The following is a 19,635-nucleotide window of genomic DNA, read 5'->3' on the forward strand; positions in this document are numbered from 1 at the left end:
TTGTGTCGAAGCCCACCGACGGAGTTGAACCGCCAAGACGTCTCCCCGGTCAAGCAGAGGGATCGCCTCGCACCCGCGTGGGTGAATGAAGACCCGACACGGCGAGTGAGCTACTCGTCCGCTCGAGTTCTATACGTTGTCTGCGGTACCCTCGATTTGGTAGACGAAGCCGCCGCTAAACTCCACCTCGTTCAGATCACCACCTGCGTTCCACGAATTGGCAACTCGCGGCGAACTCATCACGCTGTCTCGCTCACTCGAAGAGACGAAGTACTGCTCAGTGATTAGGCCCGCCGAGCCCACTTCGTTCGGGGCGTCATCGTTCACCACAACAGGGTATCGCTTGAGTATAACGGTGTGCGAGAGGCTGCTGCTGACTCCGCTGCCACGCTCGACCGTTCCAACGGTTACGTCGTGATCAGACCCTGCGCTGGAGTCGCCATCAATCGGGAAGAACACGTCCCAGTCGCCGTCTGAATCAGTATCGACCTCCGAGTTACGATTCTGTAGGTGGAAATCGGTACCACCGGGTTCCTCTTCAGTGTAGAGGGGCAGGTCTTCTTCGATCTCGTTGTTGGTGCCGACAAGACTAATCCCTCGTGCGGCCGGATCCGCGCCGACCTCCTGACCGGACTCCTCGTCATCCCCACCTTGATCCCACGCGGAGATGCCGATACCGCCCCAGTCGTTGTTCCGGGTTGTAATGTTCTTGACCGTGACGTTCCGACAGTTCGTGAGGAACAGCCCGGTCCCGCTCGTCGTGGATGCATTCGGGTTCTCCCCGTCGGCCGTAACATTTGCGAGCACCGCATCAGTTACGCCGTTGAGATCGACTTCGGAGAGTGACGATCCCTTGACCGTGACGTTCCTCACTTCGAGCCCTGTCACGCCGTAGATTTTCAGGCCGAAATAACTAGCGGGATATCCTCCCCCGGTACTGACGGGACCTTTGAGCGTGAAGTCCCTCAACGTGACATCCTCGGCGCCGCGTTCAATCTCGAAACCGTATGAGTTGGAGAACTGACTGTCTTCACTCGCGTCGATGGTGACCTCTCCTTCCCCAGCACCGCGCAGAGTGAGGCCACTCACACTGCCCGGAATCACCGGCCGTTCTTCATACGTCCCGGGCTCGACGATGATCGTTGTCCCGTCGGCGCTGTCGATGGCGCTCTGGATCGAGCTGAAATCACCTTGGTCGGGCGTCTGACTGACGACCAGCGCCTCGTCTCCCTCAGGGCCGACGGACTCGGAGGTGCCGGGCCTATCCACATCGGCCCGGATCGTCGCCGTGAGGCTATCAGAGTCGAGCGAAAAGCTCCCGGTGTCGATGTGGACACCGATGTTCGCAGTCTCGCCCGGACTGAGGGCGAGAACGCTGTTCGAGTTGTCTTTCAGCTTCGTCGACCGCGAGCCGTTCGGGTAAAAGTAAAGATTGTCATTGTCGAACTTCGACCCGCCGGAGAGTCTCGACCAGACGTAGACTGTCTGAGTCCCCTGATTAGTGACCCGGAACACGTCGTCGAAGTTGTACACGGAGTTTCGGCCCACACCGCTCCCTTCGTTGCCACTCCCAGAGAAGTCTAAGCCGATCTTTCCGTTGGTTCCCTGTGAGGCGAACTGACCGTTCGGGCCACCTGATGCCTGTAGGGCAACGTAGCCAGTACTGTCGTCCGCGACCTCAACAGCGACATCGCGAGTCGCTTCGGCGGTCGTGAACGCGCCAGAGCCAACTGCAGCCGCCCCGCCGGCGGTGAGCGATCCGAGTCCGAGAACGAATTTGCGTCGTTGCATTATGTGTTACCTCGTTGTTAGAGCGGGGGCTGTGAGTCGTCACTCGCGGCAACGAACGTGGCGCTCCCGCTGAAACTGTTCGGTGACTGGCCGCCCTGTGCGGTGGCATCGACGACCAAGTGGAGGTAAATGTCTTCTCCCGGAGTTAGGTTGTACGGCTTAACGCTAGAACCGTTCCCGCCATCATAGGCGAGTTGTGTACTCGCGCCTGTTTTGCTTCCCATACTTGAGCTGAATGTGGGATAACCACTCGCCTCGATCGTGAGAAAGTCGCTCCCGGCGCCGAGGTTCTCGATGTTGACCCAGAAGTTCGCTGCTTGTGTTCCTTGATTAGTTACGCGCAGTACGTCGTCGATACGCGTCGTCGCGTTGGGATTAAACCCGTCTCCGTCGACGGAGCCACCGCCACTCGAATCGCCGTCCGCACCGGAGAAGTCGAATGACACCTCCCCGTTGTTTCTCAGGACGTAGTCCGAGTTCGGACTCTGATTAACCTGTTCTAGCCCGAGGTACGCGCTGGCGTCTCCAGCGACTTCTACGTTGACCGTGCGTTCCGCTGTTACGCTAGTGAATGCACCAGTGCCTATGGCGGCCGCACTCCCTGTAGCCAATGCCCCTAGTCCAGCGATGAATTTTCGTCTGTTTGACATGACGTTGGTTGCTCCCGTACGACCCGCGGGCCGCCGACGCGAGACATCCAGCGTCACCCGGGGTCGCTCTATTAGAGCAATGGGACCTATCCCATATCGTTATGAATTTCCAGAAACACTTCCGGGCGGGACTGAAGCCCCGCCCGCTCCGTTCCGACTCCGCCTGAACCCCGGTTCGATCGGTTCAGGCCGGTCCTGAGACCCCGTTCAGGCCCGCCCTGAAGCGGCGATCGTCGCCCGTGTAACGAGGGTGGTAGTTACTGAAGCCTGATAATATCGGCTAGAGAGCCCGCGAATAGAATCCGTATTACGCCACACATCTGCTTCTTAGACCGTCAAAAGCCGACTCACGCGTTCGTGTTGACCCGCGAGTGAACGGCGAGAAAGTTTAGCAGATTATCATAACCACGGGATTTATGTTGGCGTGTTCATATATGTCAGACAGAAATGGCGTCGGTACAGCGGCCGGACGGTCGGGGGGCAGAACCGACGACTGAGGTGTCAGAAGACGACCTGTTCGACGTGTTGGCGAACCAGCGCCGGCGGTTCGCGGTCCATCTGCTGAAGCGGGAGGAGGCGGAGAAACTCGAGATCGGCGACATGGCCGAGCAGATCGCGGCGTGGGAGAACGGGACCGACATGGCGGAGATCACGGGCGACGAGCGCAAGCGCGTGTACACCGCCCTCCAGCAGTCCCACCTGCCGAAGATGGACGACGCGGGCGTCGTCGAGTTCAACAAGGACCGGGGGATCGTCGAGCCGACGCCCGCGCTTCAGAACGTCGACCTGTACATGGACGTGGTCGAGGGGAAGGAGATCCCGTGGAGCGACTACTATCTCGGGCTCTCGGGCGTCGCCGCCGCGCTCGCCGGCGCGGTGTGGCTCGGCGCGTGGCCGTTCACCCTCCTGCCCGAGATGGCGTGGACGGTCGCCATCGTCGTCGCGTTCGCGTTCTCCGCGATCACGCACAAGTACTACACCGCGGAGATGAAGGTCGGCGAACCCGAGGAACCCCCGGAACTGACGTAGCGCAACGGTGTTCAGGGAGCGATTACCGGGGTTCCGGTGCCGCATAACCATACGGCCGGGACGCGTTGTACCGGGTGAACTAACTGTGCGAACTTATCGCAAATGAAACGACGGAACCTCATCCTCCTGCTCGGCGGCGCGAGCTCCGGCGCGATGAGCGTCGGCACCGGGGCGTTCAGCAGTATGGAGGCGGAGCGGGGAGTGTCAGTGGACGTGGTGAAAGACAGTCGAGCGTTCGTTGGATACAAAACTCCAAACGACGGCTCGACAGTGAGTGAGGGGGACTCGATAACCCTGGTGACGGTGACGAACCGATTTAACCACGACCTTTCGATCGCCGAGGTCGAAGTGGGTGAAGGGGACGATATTCTGGGTGAGGTCGAGTACGACTCCGGTGATTTCGGAAGCGGCAAAGAGCAGTCCATCAAGGCGCCGGTTTCAGGAATCGACTCTGACGAGCCAGTCGGCATCGAAGTAACGGTCACGGTAGAGGGGAGCGGTGTCACGGCACAGTTGTTTGGTGATACGGAGACCCGGCGGTTTACGATCGAACGCGAGGACGAAACAGACGAGGGGAACGGAGCGGTCAGCGGTAGTTCCAACGGGGTAGACTTCTCCGGAGGCGGAAACGCCGAGATTCTCGGAGAAGACAGGACAGAAACGGTAGACGTCTATCTGATCAGTCCCGGAAAAAGCGGTAGCGACGAAGTCATGACCCGTGAAGACGAGAGGATCGAAACGAAGCACAAAATCCGCGGCCAGTTGAGCGGTGCGAGTGGCAATACGATCGTAGGTGTCAAACTCGACGACACCGTGTACGTTCATCCACAGTGGAGCGCGGAGGATTGCGGCCTCGATCAGCACAACAACGGGGGGCCGGGAGAGACGCGTGAGAATCCCCCGAGTTGTGAGTCGGACTGATTGGTAGTTCGTCTCGATATCATTCTCACCGATGGTAGGCGTACGACAGCACGGTAGGAGCAAACAGATCCATCTCTGTCTCTAGTCGAATTGACGGTCGGTAGACAGAGCGAAAGTCGCCGGGAAGTGGGTTGGAAGGGATCACCTGAAGGTTTTCAATACGGCTACGATCGGCTTCATCTTGACCCAGAACTGCTACAGAGTCGCCCAGAAGCATTTCAGTCCCATCCAACAAGTTTTCTGCCAACTCATAACGATATTGGATACGTCCCATGGGTGAAGTAGAGCGACCTAGGGTGACACGGGATGTCTCGTGTCTCCTGCGGGTCGTGTGCGGACAACAGAGGTAGACCAACCATGGAACGACGCAAATTCCTAGTCGGAATGGGATCGCTCGCCGCCGGTTCGGCGGCTGCAATGGGTACCGGGGCAATGAGTATCACTCAAAGCAATCGAAATGTCGATGTTAATATTGTCGCTGACGATCAAGGTGCAATTGGAGTAAAAGATGTGAGTTCCGGGGACTTCATTAAGCAATCTAATGGTGAGCTAGGGATTGATTTTGCTAGAGGAACTGGAGATGGTGTCAGCGTCGGGGCTAAGATCGAACTTGGTGATGTTAATGTTCAGGGGCCAGACCTAGCAAAGGACTGGGGATATACGGGAACTCCAGCCTTCAAAATAGTCAACCAAGCGCCGGCAGAAACCTATGATATCACGTTCACGTACGAACTGGATAATTCCGCCAACTTGAATTCAAACGGGTCTGCGTTGGCCTTCTACAATTTCAAAAACACCCATTACTCACCACTGCGTGTCTTTGATGGGAGCCCTGAGGCAGTTAGTGGTCAGTCAGGGGTTTATGAGCAAAGTGACTTCCTTGATCAGTATAGTGGACTGAGCCCCGGTGAAGCCATTGATATGGCAGTAGCCGTGAATACCGATTTCTTGAATTCGGATACTTCCGAAGATATTTCAGGTAGTCTGACAATTAGCGCGACGCCTCATTGATTTTTTGCGGGAACTATTTTTGATCAACTTCTCTTTATTTGTTTGATTTATACTCGATAGAGTTATTTATTTCTAGTAATCTGCTATAACAACTATATTCATTACTTTATATCAGTATTCTAGATTTAGAATCGGGTTCTTGGGGAAACGCACGACTCACTATGACGGTTACAGCAGTCTTGGTCGTGGGTCGCGATCTCGCCCACGTCTATGATATCGAAGTCGGAAAGTGCGGTCCAGTCGAACACACAAGTCTATGATGATTGAGAGGCCTGGAATTCCTGCGTCCAGTCGTCACTCCTCGTCATCGATCATCTCGACGACCTCGTCGCGAGAGACGGCCTCGGTCTCACCCTTTCGCATCGCGTACTCCTCGGCGGCGATGCTCGCCAGCATATCGCGTGACGCGCCCGGGTGCTCCGTCGCGTCTCGGATCGCGTGCCGGAGGAACTCGCTCCGAGACGTGTAGCCCTCTTCCTTCCAAGCCGCGTCGATCTCCGCCAGTTGGCGCTCGGTGACGCGCACGTTGATCGTCGTCGTCTCGGGGTCGTCGATATCGCTATCGTTCGTACCCGTTTCAGACATACGTGTGTGTTGTCCCCGCGGTCATATAAATACTCTCTAGCTGGAGACCGCCGTCCTCGATGCCGGGACAGCCAATCTACACTCCGACAAACGCACGGACGAGTCCCGGTGAAACATATGAATACATCGTACACATAGCAAACGCCATGCCCACAATCTCCACTCGCGTCCCCGAGGACCTCGAGGCCGAACTGGAGGAATACCTCAAATCGGAACGCCTCGACCGGAGCACGGCGGTCAGGAAGCTACTCTCGGAGGGGCTCGACGAGTGGCGCAGAGAGCGGGCGCTCGACCGCTTCACCGACGGCGAGGTCTCGCTCACGAAGGCCGCCGACCTCGCCGGCGTCTCTGTCTGGGAGTTCGCCGACCTCGTCGAAGAAGCGGACGACGCGTGGGTCTCGGCCGACCACCTCGAAGCCGACCTCAACGAGCTGTGAGCTGGGTGTTCGACGCGACGCCGCTGATCTACCTTGCGAAGGCGAACCGGATCGGTGTCGTCAAGCCGCTGGACGAGCCGCGGGTCGTCCCGGAGGGCGTCTACCGCGAGGTCGTGACGACCGGCGTCGAGCAGGGATACGACGACGCGCGTCGGATCGAGCGCGCCGTGGAAAACGGCCTCGTCGACGTCGTCGCGGTCGAGACCGACGACTCGCCGGTCGCGACGCGACTCGCGCGACACCCGGGACTGAGCGACGCGGGCGTGGCGGTCCTCGTCTGCGCGAACGCTCGCGACGCGGTGGCCGTGATGGACGAGTCCGCCGGGCGCTCCGCGGCCGAAGTGGAGGGCGTCGAGACGCGCGGGACCGCGTATCTCGTCCTCGCGGCCGTGAAAGACGGGCAGCTGTCGAAAGCGGAGGGGCGTGACGCAATCGACGCGATGATCGACCACGGGTGGTACGTCGCGCCGGACGTGTACACGAGGATCGTCGGGAAGCTGGAGTCGTTCGAGTAACGACTATTACGGCTCGTGAGAGAGTCCTCGGTATGGCATCGCCGCTCCCGTTATCAGAGGAAGAAAAGGAACGAATGCGGCGCGGCCGAGTCAGTTCCGGGGTCGCGACCGACGAGGCGGACATCGACGAGATACTCTACGGCTGAGTTCGGGCGTCGATCTACTCCTCGCTGTTATTTTCCTCGTCTCTCTCACCTTCCGCCTCCAACACCTCGTCCGCGAACTCCCGAATCGCCTGTTTTTCCTCAGCGCTCACGTCGACCGCCTGCGCGCTCTCTATCTGGCCGTTCACGACCGCGTTCTGCTGTGGCCCCCACACCTCCGGCGGCTGTGCCTTGATGTACTCGGCCCACCGGATCACCTGCTCGTAGCGGGGCGGTCGCTGGGGGCCGTCATCGCTTTCGGCCGAGCCCTCCTCAGGCGTTCGTGAGTCGCTCATAGCGGTCTTCGACGTCGAGTCGTTCGACCTGTCTTCCGAGGCGGTCGCGGGAAAGCGTTTCCGGGAGGATCAGAACAGCCCGGGCACGAGGACGTAGCTCAGGAGCATTCCGAACAGCCCGGCGAACAGCGCGAACAGGGCCATCGGGACGATCGCCTTCCGGAGCAGGTCGCCCTCGCGGCCGGTGATGCCGACGACGCCGCAGATCGCGGCGACGTTCAGCACCGAGACCATGTTGCCGAGGCCGCCGCCGACGTTCTGGAGGCTGACGGCGATCGTCCGGGAGAGTTCGACCGTCTCGGCGGCGTTGTACTGGAGCACGCTGAACAGGATGTTCGAGGAGGTGTTGCTCCCGGTCATGAACGAGCCGATGGCGCCGATCCACGGCGAGATCATCGGGAGCAGGCCGCCCGCGCCGATCGCGAGCGCGCGGCTGAGCGCCTCCATCATGCCGAGGAGGCCCGCGGTGTTCGTCTGCGACTGGATCATCACCTGCGTCATCGACACCGCGATGATCAGCGTGAGCGCGGCGGGCGCGACCTGCTCCGCAGAGCGCCGCCACGCCGCGCCCATCTCGTCGATGTCCATCTTGTGGATGAGGCCCGTGAGGACGGCGATCGGGATGAACGGCATCGTGCCCGGGAGGTAGAGGTACTGGAGCGTGTACCCGAGCTCGGTGCCGAGGATCGAGTCGATGCCGACGGTGAAGCTCTGGATCCACGGGAGCACGGCGGTGCCGGCGACCGTGAGGTCGGGCCACCGCGTGGCGAGCAGCGCGAGCGCGACGAGGAGGTACGGCGTCCACGCCAGCAGCACCGACATCTCTTTTTGTGGCTGGTCGCGGGAGATCTCGTCGAGTTCGAGGCCGCCGAGCCAGGTGTCGCTCCACTGCGAGTCGGTCGGGAAGTCCCACTCGCGGTCGGGGATGAGGATATTGTTGTTCGCGAGCAGGAGCCCCACGCCGAGGACGACGAACCCGGCCGCGATGTCGGGGAGCGCGGGCCCGACGAACCACGCGACCACCAGCTGCGTCCCGCCGGTGACGACGCCGAGGAGGAGCGCGAACGGAGCGATGGGGAGCGTGTCGCGGACGGCGCCGCCGACGCTCCGGCCGCCGTCGGCGTCGCCGAACCAGTACGTCAGGAAGAACACGCCGAGCAGCCCCCAGAACACGTACGTCACGCCCGTGACGATGCCGGACCACGCGGAGACCATCGAGAGGAACTCGGAGACCCCCATCGAGCCGGAGAGCGCCGGGTCGATGACGGCGCCGGTGCCGCCGATGACGGGGGTCCCCGCGGCGCCGAACGGCGGGTTCGGCGCGTTGAAGAACAGCCCGAACACCGCGGCGGCCAGCGGCGGGAAGCCGAGGCCGATGAACAGCGGCGCGGCGAGCGCCCCGGGCGTCCCGAACCCGGCGGCGCCCTCGATGATCGTCATGAAGCCGAGCCCGATGAGCAGGACTTGGATGCGTCTGTCCTCTTCGATCTGTCCGAAGTACCACCTGATGGTGGCGATGGCGCCGCTCCCCTCGAGGTAGTTCATCAGGAGGATGGCGCCGAAGACGATCAGGATGATGTCGACCGCCTGGAACGCACCGTAGACGGCCGACGCGGCCAGCCAGTCGATCTCCATGCCCCAGTAGGTGAGTCCGATCCCCCCGGCGAGCAGCCACCCGACCCCCATCGCGCGGGCGGCGGACCACCTGAGTCCGGCGAGCAGGACGAACGCGACGCCGATCGGAATGACGCCGACGAACGCCAGTGAGAGTACGTTTGTCATGAGTATGTCTTTCGACCGTGTTTGGGCGTCTCACAACGATCCATATGTAACTTTCTTTTTTGACGATATTACTGGCGAGGAGTTGGGTACTGGCCGGGCGTCCGATGAGAAAGATACGTTATGTATCCCGTTAGGAAACTGCGTATAGGGAAACACCCATTAGGCTGTTACAGCAACCACGGCGTATGTCAGTCGAGTCAATCGCGACCTTCGAGTCGTCGCTCGACGAGGTCGGCGTCGAGTGCGTCCGGACGACCGCCGACGGGTTCGAGTCGGCGCTGGCGCCGCTGCTCGACGACCCGGCGGTCGGCGCGCCGCTCCCGTTCGACGGGGTCTCGCTCCCGGACGCGGTGAACACCGACCCGACCGTCGCCGAGCTCGAAGCCGCGGCGACGGGCGTCACCGCCGCCGGATACGGCATCGCCGACTACGGCTCCGTGGTGATTCAGGGCGGGGCCGCCGGCGAGGAGCCGGTGAGCCTGTACGCAGACGAGCACGTCGCGGTCGTCGCCGCGGACGACGTCCTACCGGACATGGACGCCGCGTTCGACCGCCTCGCCGCGGACGTCCGCGACGGCGCGGGGCAGTCGATCATCGCGACCGGACCGAGCGCCACCGCGGACATGGGCGCGCTCGTGAAGGGGGCGCACGGGCCGATGGACGTGACCGTCGTGCTGGTGGAGGACAGGTAGATGAGCGCCGAGAACCGACGGCGGAAGGCCGAACACATCCGCCACATCCTCGACACCGAGGGCGACAGCGTCCAGCAGAACACGCGCGTGTTCAACGAGGGACGCTACGAGTCGACCGGCGACCTCGACGACTACGAGCGGCTGAAAGACGAGGCGCGGGCGATCAAGGAGGACGCGATCGAGCGGCTGCCGGAGCTCATCGACGAGGTGACCGAGGCCGTCGAGGCCAACGGCGGCACGGTGTACCTCGCCGACGACGCCGCGGACGCGAACCGCTACATCACGGAGGTCGTCGACGGCCGCACAGCCGTGAAGTCGAAGTCGATGACCAGCGAGGAGATCGAGGTGAACGAGGCCCTCGAGGCGGACGGCGCCGACGTGTGGGAGACCGACCTCGCCGAGTTCGTCCTCCAGATCGCCGACGAGGCCCCGTCGCACATCGTCGCCCCGGCCATCCACAAGTCGCGGGAGGAAATCGCCGCGCTGTTCGACGCGGTGTTCGAGCCCGAGGACCCCCCGGAGACCGCCGAGGAGCTGACCCGGTTCGCCCGCGAACACCTCGGCGAGAAGATCCGCGACGCCGACGTCGGGATGACGGGCGCGAACTTCGTCACCGCCGACACCGGGACGCTCGCGCTGGTGACGAGCGAGGGCAACGCCCGGAAGTGCGTTCAGGCGACCGACACCCACGTCGCGGTCGCGGGCGTCGAGAAGGTGATCCCCAGCGTCGAGGACCTCCAGCCGTTCGTGGAGCTCATCGGTCGGTCGGGGACCGGCCAGGACATCACCTCCTACGTCTCGCTTCTCACCCCGCCGACCGACTCCCCGACGTTCGGCGACAAGGCGCTCGGCTCCGGCGACGAGCGCGACTTCCATCTCGTGTTAATCGACAACGGCCGGATGGAGATGCGCGACGACGACCAGCTCCGGGAGACGCTGTACTGCATCCGGTGTTCGGCGTGCGCGAACTCCTGTGCGAACTTCCAGCACGTGGGCGGCCACGCCTTCGGCGGCGAGACGTACTCCGGCGGAATCGCGACCGGCTGGGAGGCGGGCGTCCACGGCGAGGAGAGCGCCGCCGAGTTCAACGACCTCTGTACGGGGTGTAGCCGGTGCGTGAACCAGTGTCCGGTGAAGATCGACATCCCGTGGATCAACACCGTCGTCCGCGACCGCATCAACCGCGGGACGGACGGCGACCTCGACTTCCTCGTCGAGGGGCTCACGCCGGACGCGGATCCGGGCGGGATCGACCTCCAGAAGCGCCTGTTCGGGAACTTCGACACGCTGGCGAAGCTCGGGTCGGCGTTCGCGCCGCTGTCGAACTGGGTCGCGGAGGCCGGGCCCGCCCGATCGGTGCTGGAACGGACGCTCGGCGTCGACAGCCGCCGCGAGCTCCCGCGGTTCGAGCGCGAGTCGCTCGTCGACTGGTTCGCGGACCGGGGCTCGCGGGTCGACCCCGACGCCGCTCGCGAGCGCGTGACGCTGTACCCCGATGCGTACACCAACTACGTGCGCACCGAGCGGGGGAAGGCGGCCGTCCGGGTCCTCGAGTCGCTCGGCGTCCACGTCGACGTGCCGGCGGCTGGCGAGAGCGGACGCGCGCCGCTCTCGCAGGGGATGGTCGCGACCGCGCGGTCGAACGCCGAGGCCGTGTACGAGTCGCTCGCGCCGGCCGTCGCGGCGGGCCGGGACGTCGTCGTCATCGAGCCCTCCGACCTTGCGATGTTCCACCGCGAGTACGGTCGGCTCCTCCCGACGGAGGAACACGAGTCGCTGAAGGAGCGCAGCTACGAGGTGATGGAGTACGTGTACGGCCTGCTGGAGAACGGCGCCGACCTCGGCGCGCTCCCCGACGGCGACGGCGAACGGATCGCCTACCACAGCCACTGCCAGCAGCGCACGCTGGACCTGGAGCCGTACACGACGGCGGTCCTCGACGACGCGGGGTTCGACGTGGTGACCTCCGACGTGGAGTGTTGCGGAATGGCCGGCAGTTTCGGCTACAAGTCCGAGTACTACGACCTCAGCGTCGACGTCGGCGAGACGCTCGCGGACCAGTTCACGACGGACGAGACCGCGGACCGGACGGTGGTCGCCAGCGGCACGTCCTGTCTCGAACAGCTCGACGCCCTGCTCACGCGGCGGCCCGCGCATCCGGTCCGGCTCCTCGACGCGCGGCGTGACCGTCGCTGACGCGCCCGCTCCGGGCGCGTCGCTCCGCGAGTCGGGGCCGTCGAGTTCAGGTGGGCTTATATGTTCCCCGGTCGGATCCGGGACTATGGACGACCACTCGCACGAGCCCGACCCGGACAAGCGCGTGACCGCACCGATGCAGGAATTCGGGAGCCGCGAGGTCGGCGTCGGCGCAGCCGTCACGCTGGTCGGCCTGCTGATCGCGTACGCCGTCCCGTTCCTCGCGACCTTCTGAACGCCGTCGCTCGTCGCGTTTTTCCGTAGTCGTTCGGCCGCCGGCAGCGACTCGCCTAGCGCGGGTACCAGGCGAGCGGGTGGTCCGCGGTGAGTTCGAGGGAGACGGGCTCGTCGAGGTCGAACTCCTCGACGTGGTTGTGGAGGCAGTGGACCGCCTCGCCGGAGTCGAGTTCGACCCGGTAGACGAAGGAGGGCCCGACGTACTGCCGCGAGGTGACGACGCCGTCGGCGAGTTCGGAGGTCGCGGGGGTCGCGCGGAGGTCGTCCGGGCGCACGAGCACGTCGACCGGCGCGCCGTCGTAGACGGTGTCGTATCCCTCCAGCGTCACGGCGTCGAACCGGCCGATGCCGGTGTCGACCTTCCCGTCGCGGAGCTCTCCTTCGAGGAACGACGCCCGCCCGAGGAAGGAGGCGACGAACTTCGACTCGGGGCGCTCGAAGACGGACTCGGGGCGGCCGACCTGCTCGATCCGGCCGTCGCTCATCACCGCGACGCGGTCGGAGATGGAGAGCGCTTCCTCCTGGTCGTGCGTGACCGAGACGGCGGTGACGCCCGCCTCCTTCAGGATGCGGCGGACCTCCTCGCGCATCTCGACGCGGAGGCGCACGTCGAGGTTCGAGAAGGGCTCGTCGAGGAGGAGTACCTCGGGCTCGGGGGCGAGCGAACGCGCGAGCGCGACGCGCTGCTTCTGCCCGCCGGAGAGCTGGTCGGGCGTCTTCTCGCCGTGGTCGGTCATCTCGACCAGTTCGAGCAGCTCGTCGACGCGCGCCTCGCTCTCGGCGGCGTCGGCGTCGGTCAGCCCGAACGCGATATTCTCGCGGACGGTGAGGTGAGGGAACAGCGCGAAGTTCTGGAAGACGATGCCCACGTCGCGCCGCTCCGGCGGGACGAACGATCCGTCGCCGGCGACGACCTCGTCGCCGAGGGTGATTTGCCCCTCAGTCGGCTCTTCGAGGCCGGCGATGGTGCGCAGCGTCGTCGTCTTGCCGCACCCGGAGGGGCCGAGGAACGTCAGCAGTTCCCCGGACCGCACGTCGAGCGAGACGTCGTCGACGGCGGTCTCGGGGCCGAACGCCTTCGTGACCTCGGACAGCGACAGGACGGGGTCCGCGGCGGCGGTCGCCCCGTCGTCGGCGGCGGCGCTCGCCCGGTGGTCGGTCGCGGAGTCGTCCGATCGATCGGCCGTCGCGTCGTCCGACTCGGTCGAGCGCGTCGTGCCGACTGGTTCCGTGGATGCCATCGATGAGGGGCGGGCACCGGAATGGCCGGCGTCCCGCGGTTGCCGCCACATACTTTAGGAGCACCTAAAAGCGTATCGCTCGCTCTCGGGGCGTCGAAATCGAGTGACCGCGCGGTGATACAGCACCGTCTCGCCGCTCACCGCGCGCACAGCGACGGCTCAGGCCAGTTCGCGCTCGATCACGTCGCGGTGGTCCCGCACCACCGCGGCGGAGAGCGCGACCGACTCGTCGCCGACGGTGAGCGAGAGGGCCCCGTCGGTCGTCACGTCGCCGAGCCGGAAGACGGGAAGGTCGCCGACCGCGGCCGCGACCGCCTCGGGCTCGGTCGTCTGGACCAGCAGGCGGCCGGGCGTCTCGTCGAAGGCCGCGACGCGGTCCGGGAGGGTCGCGTCGACGCCCGCGTCGTCGGTCACGAGCTCGGCGAGCGCGACCGCGAGCCCGCCCTCGCTCACGTCGTGGGCCGCGAGCGTCGACTCGTGGCGGGCGGCGGCCGCAAGCGACGCGACGAGGCCCCCGAGGTCGTCGGCCGCCCCGGACTCGTCGGGTAGGGTCGGGAACCGGTCGCCGCCGCCGGCGTGCGCGAGGTACTCGGAGCCGCCGAGCGCGTCGCCGCCGGACCCGACCAGCAGAAGCACGGAGTCGGCCGCGCGGTCGGCGTCGAGCGCGGCGGGCGGGGCGTCGTAGCCGCGCCGCGTGCCCAGCACCGCGAGCGTCGGCGTCGGGGGGATCGGTCCCTCGACGCTGTCGTTGTACAGGGAGACGTTGCCGCCGACGACGGGCGCGTCGAGCGCGGCGCAGGCGTCCGCGAGGCCGTCGACGATCCCCTCGAACGCGCCGTACACGTCGGGCTTCTCCGGGTTGCCGCCGTTGAGACAGTCGACCGCGGCGAGCGGGACCGCGCCGGTCGCGGCGAGGTTTGTCGCGTTCTCGAGGGCGACGGCTCGGGCGCCCTCGTACGGCGCGACCGCGGTCCACTTCGGGTTCGCGCCAGAGGCGAGCGCGAGGCCGACGCCGTCGGCGGAGGCGGCCGTTTCGCTCGCTTCGTCGGTCGGCTCCGTCTCGCGGACCGCGAGCAGCGCGGCGTCGTCGCCGGGCTTCACGGCCGTGCGCGTCCCGACCTCGTGGTCGTACTGGCGGTACACCCAGCGCTTGCTCGCGGTGGACGGGGCCGAGAGGACGGCCGCGACCGCCTCGTCGAGCGAGGGCTCGTCGGCGGGCAAGTCTCGGTCGGGCTCGCTCGGCGGCTCGCTTTCGAGGTCGTTCATCGGCGCGCCGTCCGCGAGGAACTCGGCGGGCGCGTCGACGACGGTCTCGGGGTCGCGGTCGGTCGCGCCGTCGGCGTCCGCGCCGCCCTCGCCGTCCGCGCCGCCGGCGAACTCGCAGACGTAGTTGCCGTCGGTCACCTCGCCGATGACCGAGCAGCCGAGGTCGAACCGCTCGGCGAGGTCGGCGACGCGCTCGACGTCGTCCGGGGCGACCTCGTAGCACATCCGCTCCTGGCTCTCGGCGAGCAGGATCTCGGTGGCGTTCATGTTCGGCTCGCGCTGGTGGACGGCGTCGAGGTCGATCCGCGCGCCGAGGCCGCCCTTCGCGACGAGTTCAGAGGAGGCGCCGCCGAGGCCGGCCGCGCCGAGGTCGCGGGCCGAGCGGACGAGGTCCTCGTCGATCAGCGCCTCGTTACACTCGATCAGGCGCTTCTCGGCGTAGGGGTCGCCCACCTGGACCGCGGGGCGGTCCTCGGTCTCGGCGTCCTCGGCGAGGTCCTCGCTCGCGAAGGACGCGCCGCCGAGCCCGTCGCGGCCGGTGCCGTTCCCGACGAGGACCAACTTGTTCCCAGGCTCCTGTGCGGTCGCCGTGACGAGTCGGTCCTCGTTCGTGAGGCCGACGCAGGCGACGTTGACGAGGGGGTTCCCCTCGTAGCCGCCGTGGAAGGCGACGCTGCCGCCGACCGTCGGGACGCCGATACAGTTGCCGTAGTGGGAGATGCCCTCGACGACGCCCTCGAAGAGGTACCGGGAGCGCTCGCAGTCGAAGCCGCCGAAGTACAGCGAGTCGAGGAGCCCGATCGGGTACGCGCCCATGCTCATCGTGTCGCGGACGATGCCGCCGACGCCCGTCGCGGCGCCGTCGAACGGGTCGACGAAGGAGGGGTGGTTGTGGCTCTCGACGCCGAAGGTGACGTACGTGTCGCCGTAGTCGTCGGCGTCGCGCTCGGCCGCGGGGTCGTCGGCCGCGTCCGGCTCGGGCAGCGCGAGGACCGCGGCGTCGTCGCCCGGGCCGACCACGACCTGGTCGCCCTCGCTGTCGAACGCCGACAGGAGGGGCCGCGAGGAGCGGTACGCGCAGTGCTCGCTCCAGAGGTTCTCGAACAGCGCGGCCTCCGCCGCCGTCGGCTCGCGGCCGAGCTCCGCGGTCACGAGCTCGTGGTCCGCATCGGACAGACTCATTCACTTACGTGGTCATCGAGCCGGCTCTAATGCTTTTCTATACACACGTTCGTGGTGATACCCCGAGCGGGATCCCGCACAGTTAGCGGTCTCGGAGGCGCGTGCCTGCGAGCGGCCGCCACCGGCGGCCGCGAAGCCAGCACGCGCGAGGGAGTCGGTGGGCCGAAGCGAAGCGGAGGACCACCGACGAGGCTGGGGAGGTGTGAGGTGCGGGGCTGTGCGGAGTGGGACTCAAAGGGGCAGCCGGGAGGCTGAGCTTTGGAGGAGGCTCTCACGGCCGCAACGATCTATAGCCGAGCGGCTGGGGCTTTCGAGGAGGTTCCCACGACCGATCCGCCGGCAATCAGTCACAAATGACCGGCCGGACCGTCGGCAGTGTTCGTCGTCGGTCTGCCGACAGCGATTTAGCCAGAGTGGTCTGGTTATAACTAAACGGCCGGAACGCCGAGCGAGATTTATTACAGAACGGTCACCGCGGCGAAGACGACGACCGTCCCGGCCGCGCCGAGCGCCATCGCCTTCGCGTTGAGCTTGACCGCCTTCCTGCGGTCGGCGGCGAGCGCCTCCTCGTTTTCGATCTCGCTCGTCCCCCCGCCCACGTCGAAGACGCCGATGCCGGCGAAGCCGATACAGAACCGCTCGCGGTACTGTAACGCGCCCATCGCGGCGCCGTACAGCGGGAAGACGGAGAGGATGAGCGACCAGCGCGGCCACGCGAACGAGACGGCCGCCGCGACGAACGCGGCCGCGAGCGCGAGCGACCCGACGCCGAGGAGGAGCCGCCGTCGCTGCTGTGTCGGTCCGATGTTACACACGCCCGGTTGATACTCCATGGGATCGGAAAGAGCGGCAGAAGCAAAGCCTCAACGGATCGCTCCGGCGACCGGTACCGCTACCCCCGAGCGACCGACCCGCCGACGCCCGTCGCTTGACCGGCCGACGCTCGTCTCTCGACTCGCCGACGCCGAGCGACGGTTCATTATCGGCCGCCCGGAACGGGGGATCGAACGCGACGGGCGACCGAGACCCGGACCGTCGAGCGCGGGACCTGGGACGGTACGAGACGATACTGGAGTCGCTCGAACCGGTCGACCTCGGAGCGATTGCGGAGGAGTGCTGGCGGAGCGTCGAGACCGCGGACGCGACAGTGCGCGCGGAGGCGACGGCGACGGTCCGCGCGGACCGTAGTCGGCTCAAACAGGTGCTGGAGAACCTCCTGCGGAACGCCGTCTCGCACGGCGGCGCGGACGTGACGGTCACCGTCGGCGACCTCGACGGCGGGTTCTACGTCGCGGACGCCGGCCCCGGACTCCCCGAAGACGAGCGCGGCGAGGTCTTCGAGGCCGGCCACACGACCGACCCGGACGGGACCGGCTTCGGCCTCGCCATCGTCGAGCGGGTCGGCGAGGCGCACGGCTGGGCAGTACGCATCACCGACGGTCCGGACGGCGGGGCGCGCTCCGAGTTCACCGGCGTCGGTATCGAGTGACGGCGCCGCCGGGGCGGGAGCCGGCGGTGGAAACGGTGAAATGCCCGGCAGCCGACGTGGCTGTGTGAAACGGATTCAGCTCGGCAACACCGTCTTCGAGGGCGAAAACGACGTGTACCTACTGGACGGGGAGACGACGGCGCTCGTCGACACCGGGGTCGCGCTCCCCGAGGTCCGCGAGGAGTTGGCCGACGGCCTCGCCGAGTACGGGCACGCGTTCGGCGACGTGGACGCGGTCGTCCTCACCCACTGGCACCCGGACCACGCGGGACTCGCCGGCGAGGTCCAGGCCGAGGGCGGCGCCGACGTGTACGTCCACGAGGCCGACGCCGGCCTCGTCGACGGGACGGAGACGCCGCTGTTCGCCGACCGCGACCTCCAGCGCGAGACGTTTGAGCGGTGGGGGATGCCCGCCGCCGACCAGGAGCGGCTGATCGAGTTCTTCGACGCCGTCAGCGTGGACCTCTCGGGGCGACCGGCCGACGTGACGACCTTCGCGGACGGCGACGCGATCGAGGCCGGCGGCGTCGAACTCGAAGCCCTCCACCTTCCCGGCCACACCGCGGGACTCTCCGGGTTCGCGTTCGACCCGCGGGCTGTGTCGGACCACGACCCCATCGCTGGTGAAGACGCGACCGAGGAGGCGTTCACGGGCGACGCGCTGCTCCCGAAGTACACCCCTAACGTCGGCGGCGCCGACATCCGCGTCGAGGGTGCGCTCGCGGCATACGCCGAGAGCCTCGCGCGGATCGTCGACCGCGACTTCGACGCCGCGCATCCGGGGCACCGTCAGCGGATCGACGAGCCGAGCCGCCGCGCGGCGACGATCCTCGACCACCATCGGCACCGGACCCGCCGGGTGATCGGGGTCCTCGACAACTCGGGGCCGGCGACCGCGTGGGAGGTGTCGGCCGCGCTGTTCGGCTCGCTGGAGGACATCCACGTCCTCCACGGTCCCGGCGAGGCGTTCTCGCACCTCGACCACCTCGCCGACGCCGGCGTCGTCGAGCCCGACGGGACCGCCTACCGACTCGTCGACCCCGACCCCGACGTCGACGCCCTGTTCCCGACGACGCCGCTCGACGACGTCGTCGACGGGAGCGACGACGCGTAGGCGGAGAGGATCGGGGGCGTTCCGGCGCGACCCCGAAACCGACCGCCGCCGAAAGCTATTCCCGGCGGCCGGCGTAGTCGGGGACGTGAAGCGGGACGCCCTCGTCGCGGTCGCGGTCGCCCTCCTCGCCCTCGTCGCGCTCGGCGTCGCGGCCGCGACGCTGGACACCGCCGTCGACACCGGCGGCGGCGGGTTCGGCGGGAGCGGCGGAGACGCCCCGAGCGTCGGATCTGACACGGGCGACCCCGGCGTCCTCACGTCGTCGGGGGAGGCGGGCGACTTCTCCGCGCCGGGGCTCTGTCTGCCGTTCCTCAGGGAGCCGCCCGCCGTGATCGCGCTGCTCGTCGGCCTGACGCTGCTCGCGGGGGTCACCTATCGCGACACCGGGTCGCCGTTCGCGAGCGTCGCCGTCGCCGGCGTGATGGGCGCCCCGATCGCGGTCCTGTTCTGGGTGCTGTCGACGTGCCGGTCGGTCGCGGAGAACGTCTCCACCTCGCTCGGGATGGGCAGCAACGGGACGGAGTTACTGTCGACCGGCGCGGCCGGCGGCGGGCTCGGCAGCGGCGAGGGCGCGGCGTCGGCGCCGCAGATCCTGTTCGCGGTCGTCGTCGTCGCCGCGGTGATCGCGAGCGTCGCCGCGCTGCTCCTCGCCGGCGGCGACGACGAGGCGGACGGCGGCGGCGACCGGACCGACGAACCGGTCGAGGAGCCGCCGGACCTCGCCGCGGTCGGGCGGACGGCCGGCGAGGTCGCGGACCGGATCGAGTCCTCGGACGCGGACAACGAGGTGTACCGCGCGTGGCGCAACATGACCGACGTCCTCGACGTCGACCGGCCGGACTCCTCGACGCCCGCGGAGTTCGCGGCCGCCGCGGTCGACGCGGGCGTCGCCGAGGAGCCGGTGACCGCGCTCACCGAGGTGTTCGAGCGGGTCCGATACGGCGGCGAGGACGCGACCGACGACCGAGAGCGCCGCGCCGTCGAGGCGCTGCGTCGGATCGAGGAGCGGCACGGAGGCGACTCGTGACGCGCGCTCTGACGGAGAGCGCGGGCGAGAC

General features: G+C 66.5%; 19 protein-coding genes. 11 read left to right on the plus strand and 8 right to left on the minus strand.

The window, feature by feature from the left end; genetic code table 11:
- Positions 1–129 precede the first annotated feature (129 nt).
- Both EXE52_RS14615 and EXE52_RS14620 read right to left on the minus strand, forming a co-directional pair.
- Positions 130–1,791 (minus strand): DUF1102 domain-containing protein, encoded by a 1,662-nt coding sequence (locus EXE52_RS14615; protein ID WP_089307985.1) that lies wholly within the window; start codon positions 1,789–1,791, stop codon positions 130–132.
- 17 nt (positions 1,792–1,808) lie between these two features.
- Positions 1,809–2,441, minus strand: a complete 633-nt coding sequence (locus EXE52_RS14620) for a hypothetical protein (RefSeq protein ID WP_089307986.1) — start codon at positions 2,439–2,441, stop codon at positions 1,809–1,811.
- Positions 2,442–2,888: 447 nt separating this feature from the next.
- Here EXE52_RS14620 and EXE52_RS14625 point away from each other — a divergent pair, with 447 nt between their 5' ends.
- The 3 genes from EXE52_RS14625 to EXE52_RS18575 all read left to right on the plus strand — a co-directional run bounded on the left by EXE52_RS14625 (position 2,889) and on the right by EXE52_RS18575 (position 5,402).
- On the plus strand, positions 2,889–3,470 hold the full coding sequence (locus tag EXE52_RS14625) for a hypothetical protein (RefSeq protein ID WP_049932329.1): 582 nt from the start codon (positions 2,889–2,891) through the stop codon (positions 3,468–3,470).
- Positions 3,471–3,572: 102 nt separating this feature from the next.
- On the plus strand, positions 3,573–4,391 hold the full coding sequence (locus EXE52_RS14630; RefSeq protein ID WP_089307987.1) for a hypothetical protein: 819 nt from the start codon (positions 3,573–3,575) through the stop codon (positions 4,389–4,391).
- A gap of 357 nt (positions 4,392–4,748) precedes the next feature.
- Positions 4,749–5,402: a hypothetical protein gene (locus tag EXE52_RS18575; protein ID WP_199239165.1), complete on the plus strand. Its 654-nt coding sequence runs from the start codon at positions 4,749–4,751 to the stop codon at positions 5,400–5,402.
- A 294-nt stretch (positions 5,403–5,696) separates the two neighbouring features.
- Here EXE52_RS18575 and EXE52_RS14640 read toward each other — a convergent pair whose 3' ends face one another.
- Positions 5,697–5,987: a ribbon-helix-helix domain-containing protein gene (locus EXE52_RS14640; protein ID WP_089307988.1), complete on the minus strand. Its 291-nt coding sequence runs from the start codon at positions 5,985–5,987 to the stop codon at positions 5,697–5,699.
- Positions 5,988–6,133: 146 nt separating this feature from the next.
- Here EXE52_RS14640 and EXE52_RS14645 point away from each other — a divergent pair, with 146 nt between their 5' ends.
- On the plus strand, positions 6,134–6,424 hold the full coding sequence (locus tag EXE52_RS14645) for a UPF0175 family protein (protein ID WP_089307989.1): 291 nt from the start codon (positions 6,134–6,136) through the stop codon (positions 6,422–6,424).
- The gene (locus tag EXE52_RS14650; RefSeq protein WP_089307990.1) at positions 6,421–6,939 is read left to right on the plus strand and encodes a DUF3368 domain-containing protein; all 519 of its coding nucleotides are present in this window, start codon (positions 6,421–6,423) and stop codon (positions 6,937–6,939) included. The genes EXE52_RS14645 and EXE52_RS14650 overlap by 4 nt, the downstream gene beginning before the upstream one ends.
- 160 nt (positions 6,940–7,099) lie before the next feature.
- Here EXE52_RS14650 and EXE52_RS14655 read toward each other — a convergent pair whose 3' ends face one another.
- Both EXE52_RS14655 and EXE52_RS14660 read right to left on the minus strand, forming a co-directional pair.
- Positions 7,100–7,378, minus strand: coding sequence for a hypothetical protein (locus EXE52_RS14655; RefSeq protein WP_089307991.1), 279 nt, complete (start codon positions 7,376–7,378; stop codon positions 7,100–7,102).
- 69 nt (positions 7,379–7,447) lie between these two features.
- A complete protein-coding gene (locus tag EXE52_RS14660) occupies positions 7,448–9,160 on the minus strand; it encodes an L-lactate permease (RefSeq protein ID WP_086216746.1) in 1,713 nt (570 codons plus the stop codon).
- Positions 9,161–9,345: 185 nt separating this feature from the next.
- On the opposite strand from EXE52_RS14660, the gene EXE52_RS14665 reads away from it, so the two are divergent.
- From EXE52_RS14665 to EXE52_RS18580, 3 genes are all read left to right on the plus strand, one after another.
- The gene (locus tag EXE52_RS14665) at positions 9,346–9,852 is read left to right on the plus strand and encodes a lactate utilization protein C (RefSeq protein WP_049931506.1); all 507 of its coding nucleotides are present in this window, start codon (positions 9,346–9,348) and stop codon (positions 9,850–9,852) included.
- Positions 9,853–12,048 (plus strand): LUD domain-containing protein, encoded by a 2,196-nt coding sequence (locus EXE52_RS14670; RefSeq protein ID WP_089307992.1) that lies wholly within the window; start codon positions 9,853–9,855, stop codon positions 12,046–12,048.
- A gap of 85 nt (positions 12,049–12,133) precedes the next feature.
- Positions 12,134–12,283: a hypothetical protein gene (locus tag EXE52_RS18580; protein ID WP_167373067.1), complete on the plus strand. Its 150-nt coding sequence runs from the start codon at positions 12,134–12,136 to the stop codon at positions 12,281–12,283.
- 55 nt (positions 12,284–12,338) lie between these two features.
- Here EXE52_RS18580 and EXE52_RS14675 read toward each other — a convergent pair whose 3' ends face one another.
- The 3 genes from EXE52_RS14675 to EXE52_RS14685 form a co-directional block, all read right to left on the minus strand.
- Complete coding sequence (locus EXE52_RS14675) at positions 12,339–13,526, minus strand: ABC transporter ATP-binding protein (RefSeq protein ID WP_089307993.1); 1,188 nt, start codon at positions 13,524–13,526, stop codon at positions 12,339–12,341.
- A gap of 159 nt (positions 13,527–13,685) precedes the next feature.
- A complete protein-coding gene (gene purL, locus EXE52_RS14680) occupies positions 13,686–15,974 on the minus strand; it encodes a phosphoribosylformylglycinamidine synthase subunit PurL (protein WP_089307994.1) in 2,289 nt (762 codons plus the stop codon).
- Positions 15,975–16,432: 458 nt separating this feature from the next.
- Positions 16,433–16,807, minus strand: a complete 375-nt coding sequence (locus tag EXE52_RS14685; protein ID WP_089307995.1) for a hypothetical protein — start codon at positions 16,805–16,807, stop codon at positions 16,433–16,435.
- 95 nt (positions 16,808–16,902) lie between these two features.
- On the opposite strand from EXE52_RS14685, the gene EXE52_RS14690 reads away from it, so the two are divergent.
- The 3 genes from EXE52_RS14690 (at position 16,903) to EXE52_RS14700 (ending at position 19,604) form a co-directional block, all read left to right on the plus strand.
- Positions 16,903–17,463, plus strand: coding sequence for a HAMP domain-containing sensor histidine kinase (locus EXE52_RS14690; RefSeq protein ID WP_241988266.1), 561 nt, complete (start codon positions 16,903–16,905; stop codon positions 17,461–17,463).
- A gap of 64 nt (positions 17,464–17,527) precedes the next feature.
- Positions 17,528–18,577, plus strand: a complete 1,050-nt coding sequence (locus tag EXE52_RS14695) for an MBL fold metallo-hydrolase (RefSeq protein ID WP_089307996.1) — start codon at positions 17,528–17,530, stop codon at positions 18,575–18,577.
- An 85-nt stretch (positions 18,578–18,662) separates the two neighbouring features.
- On the plus strand, positions 18,663–19,604 hold the full coding sequence (locus EXE52_RS14700) for a DUF4129 domain-containing protein (protein ID WP_089307997.1): 942 nt from the start codon (positions 18,663–18,665) through the stop codon (positions 19,602–19,604).
- Positions 19,605–19,635: the final 31 nt, after the last annotated feature.

This window comes from Halorubrum sp. CGM4_25_10-8A, from assembly GCF_005435025.1.
Taxonomy (GTDB): Archaea; Halobacteriota; Halobacteria; order Halobacteriales; family Haloferacaceae; genus Halorubrum; species Halorubrum ezzemoulense.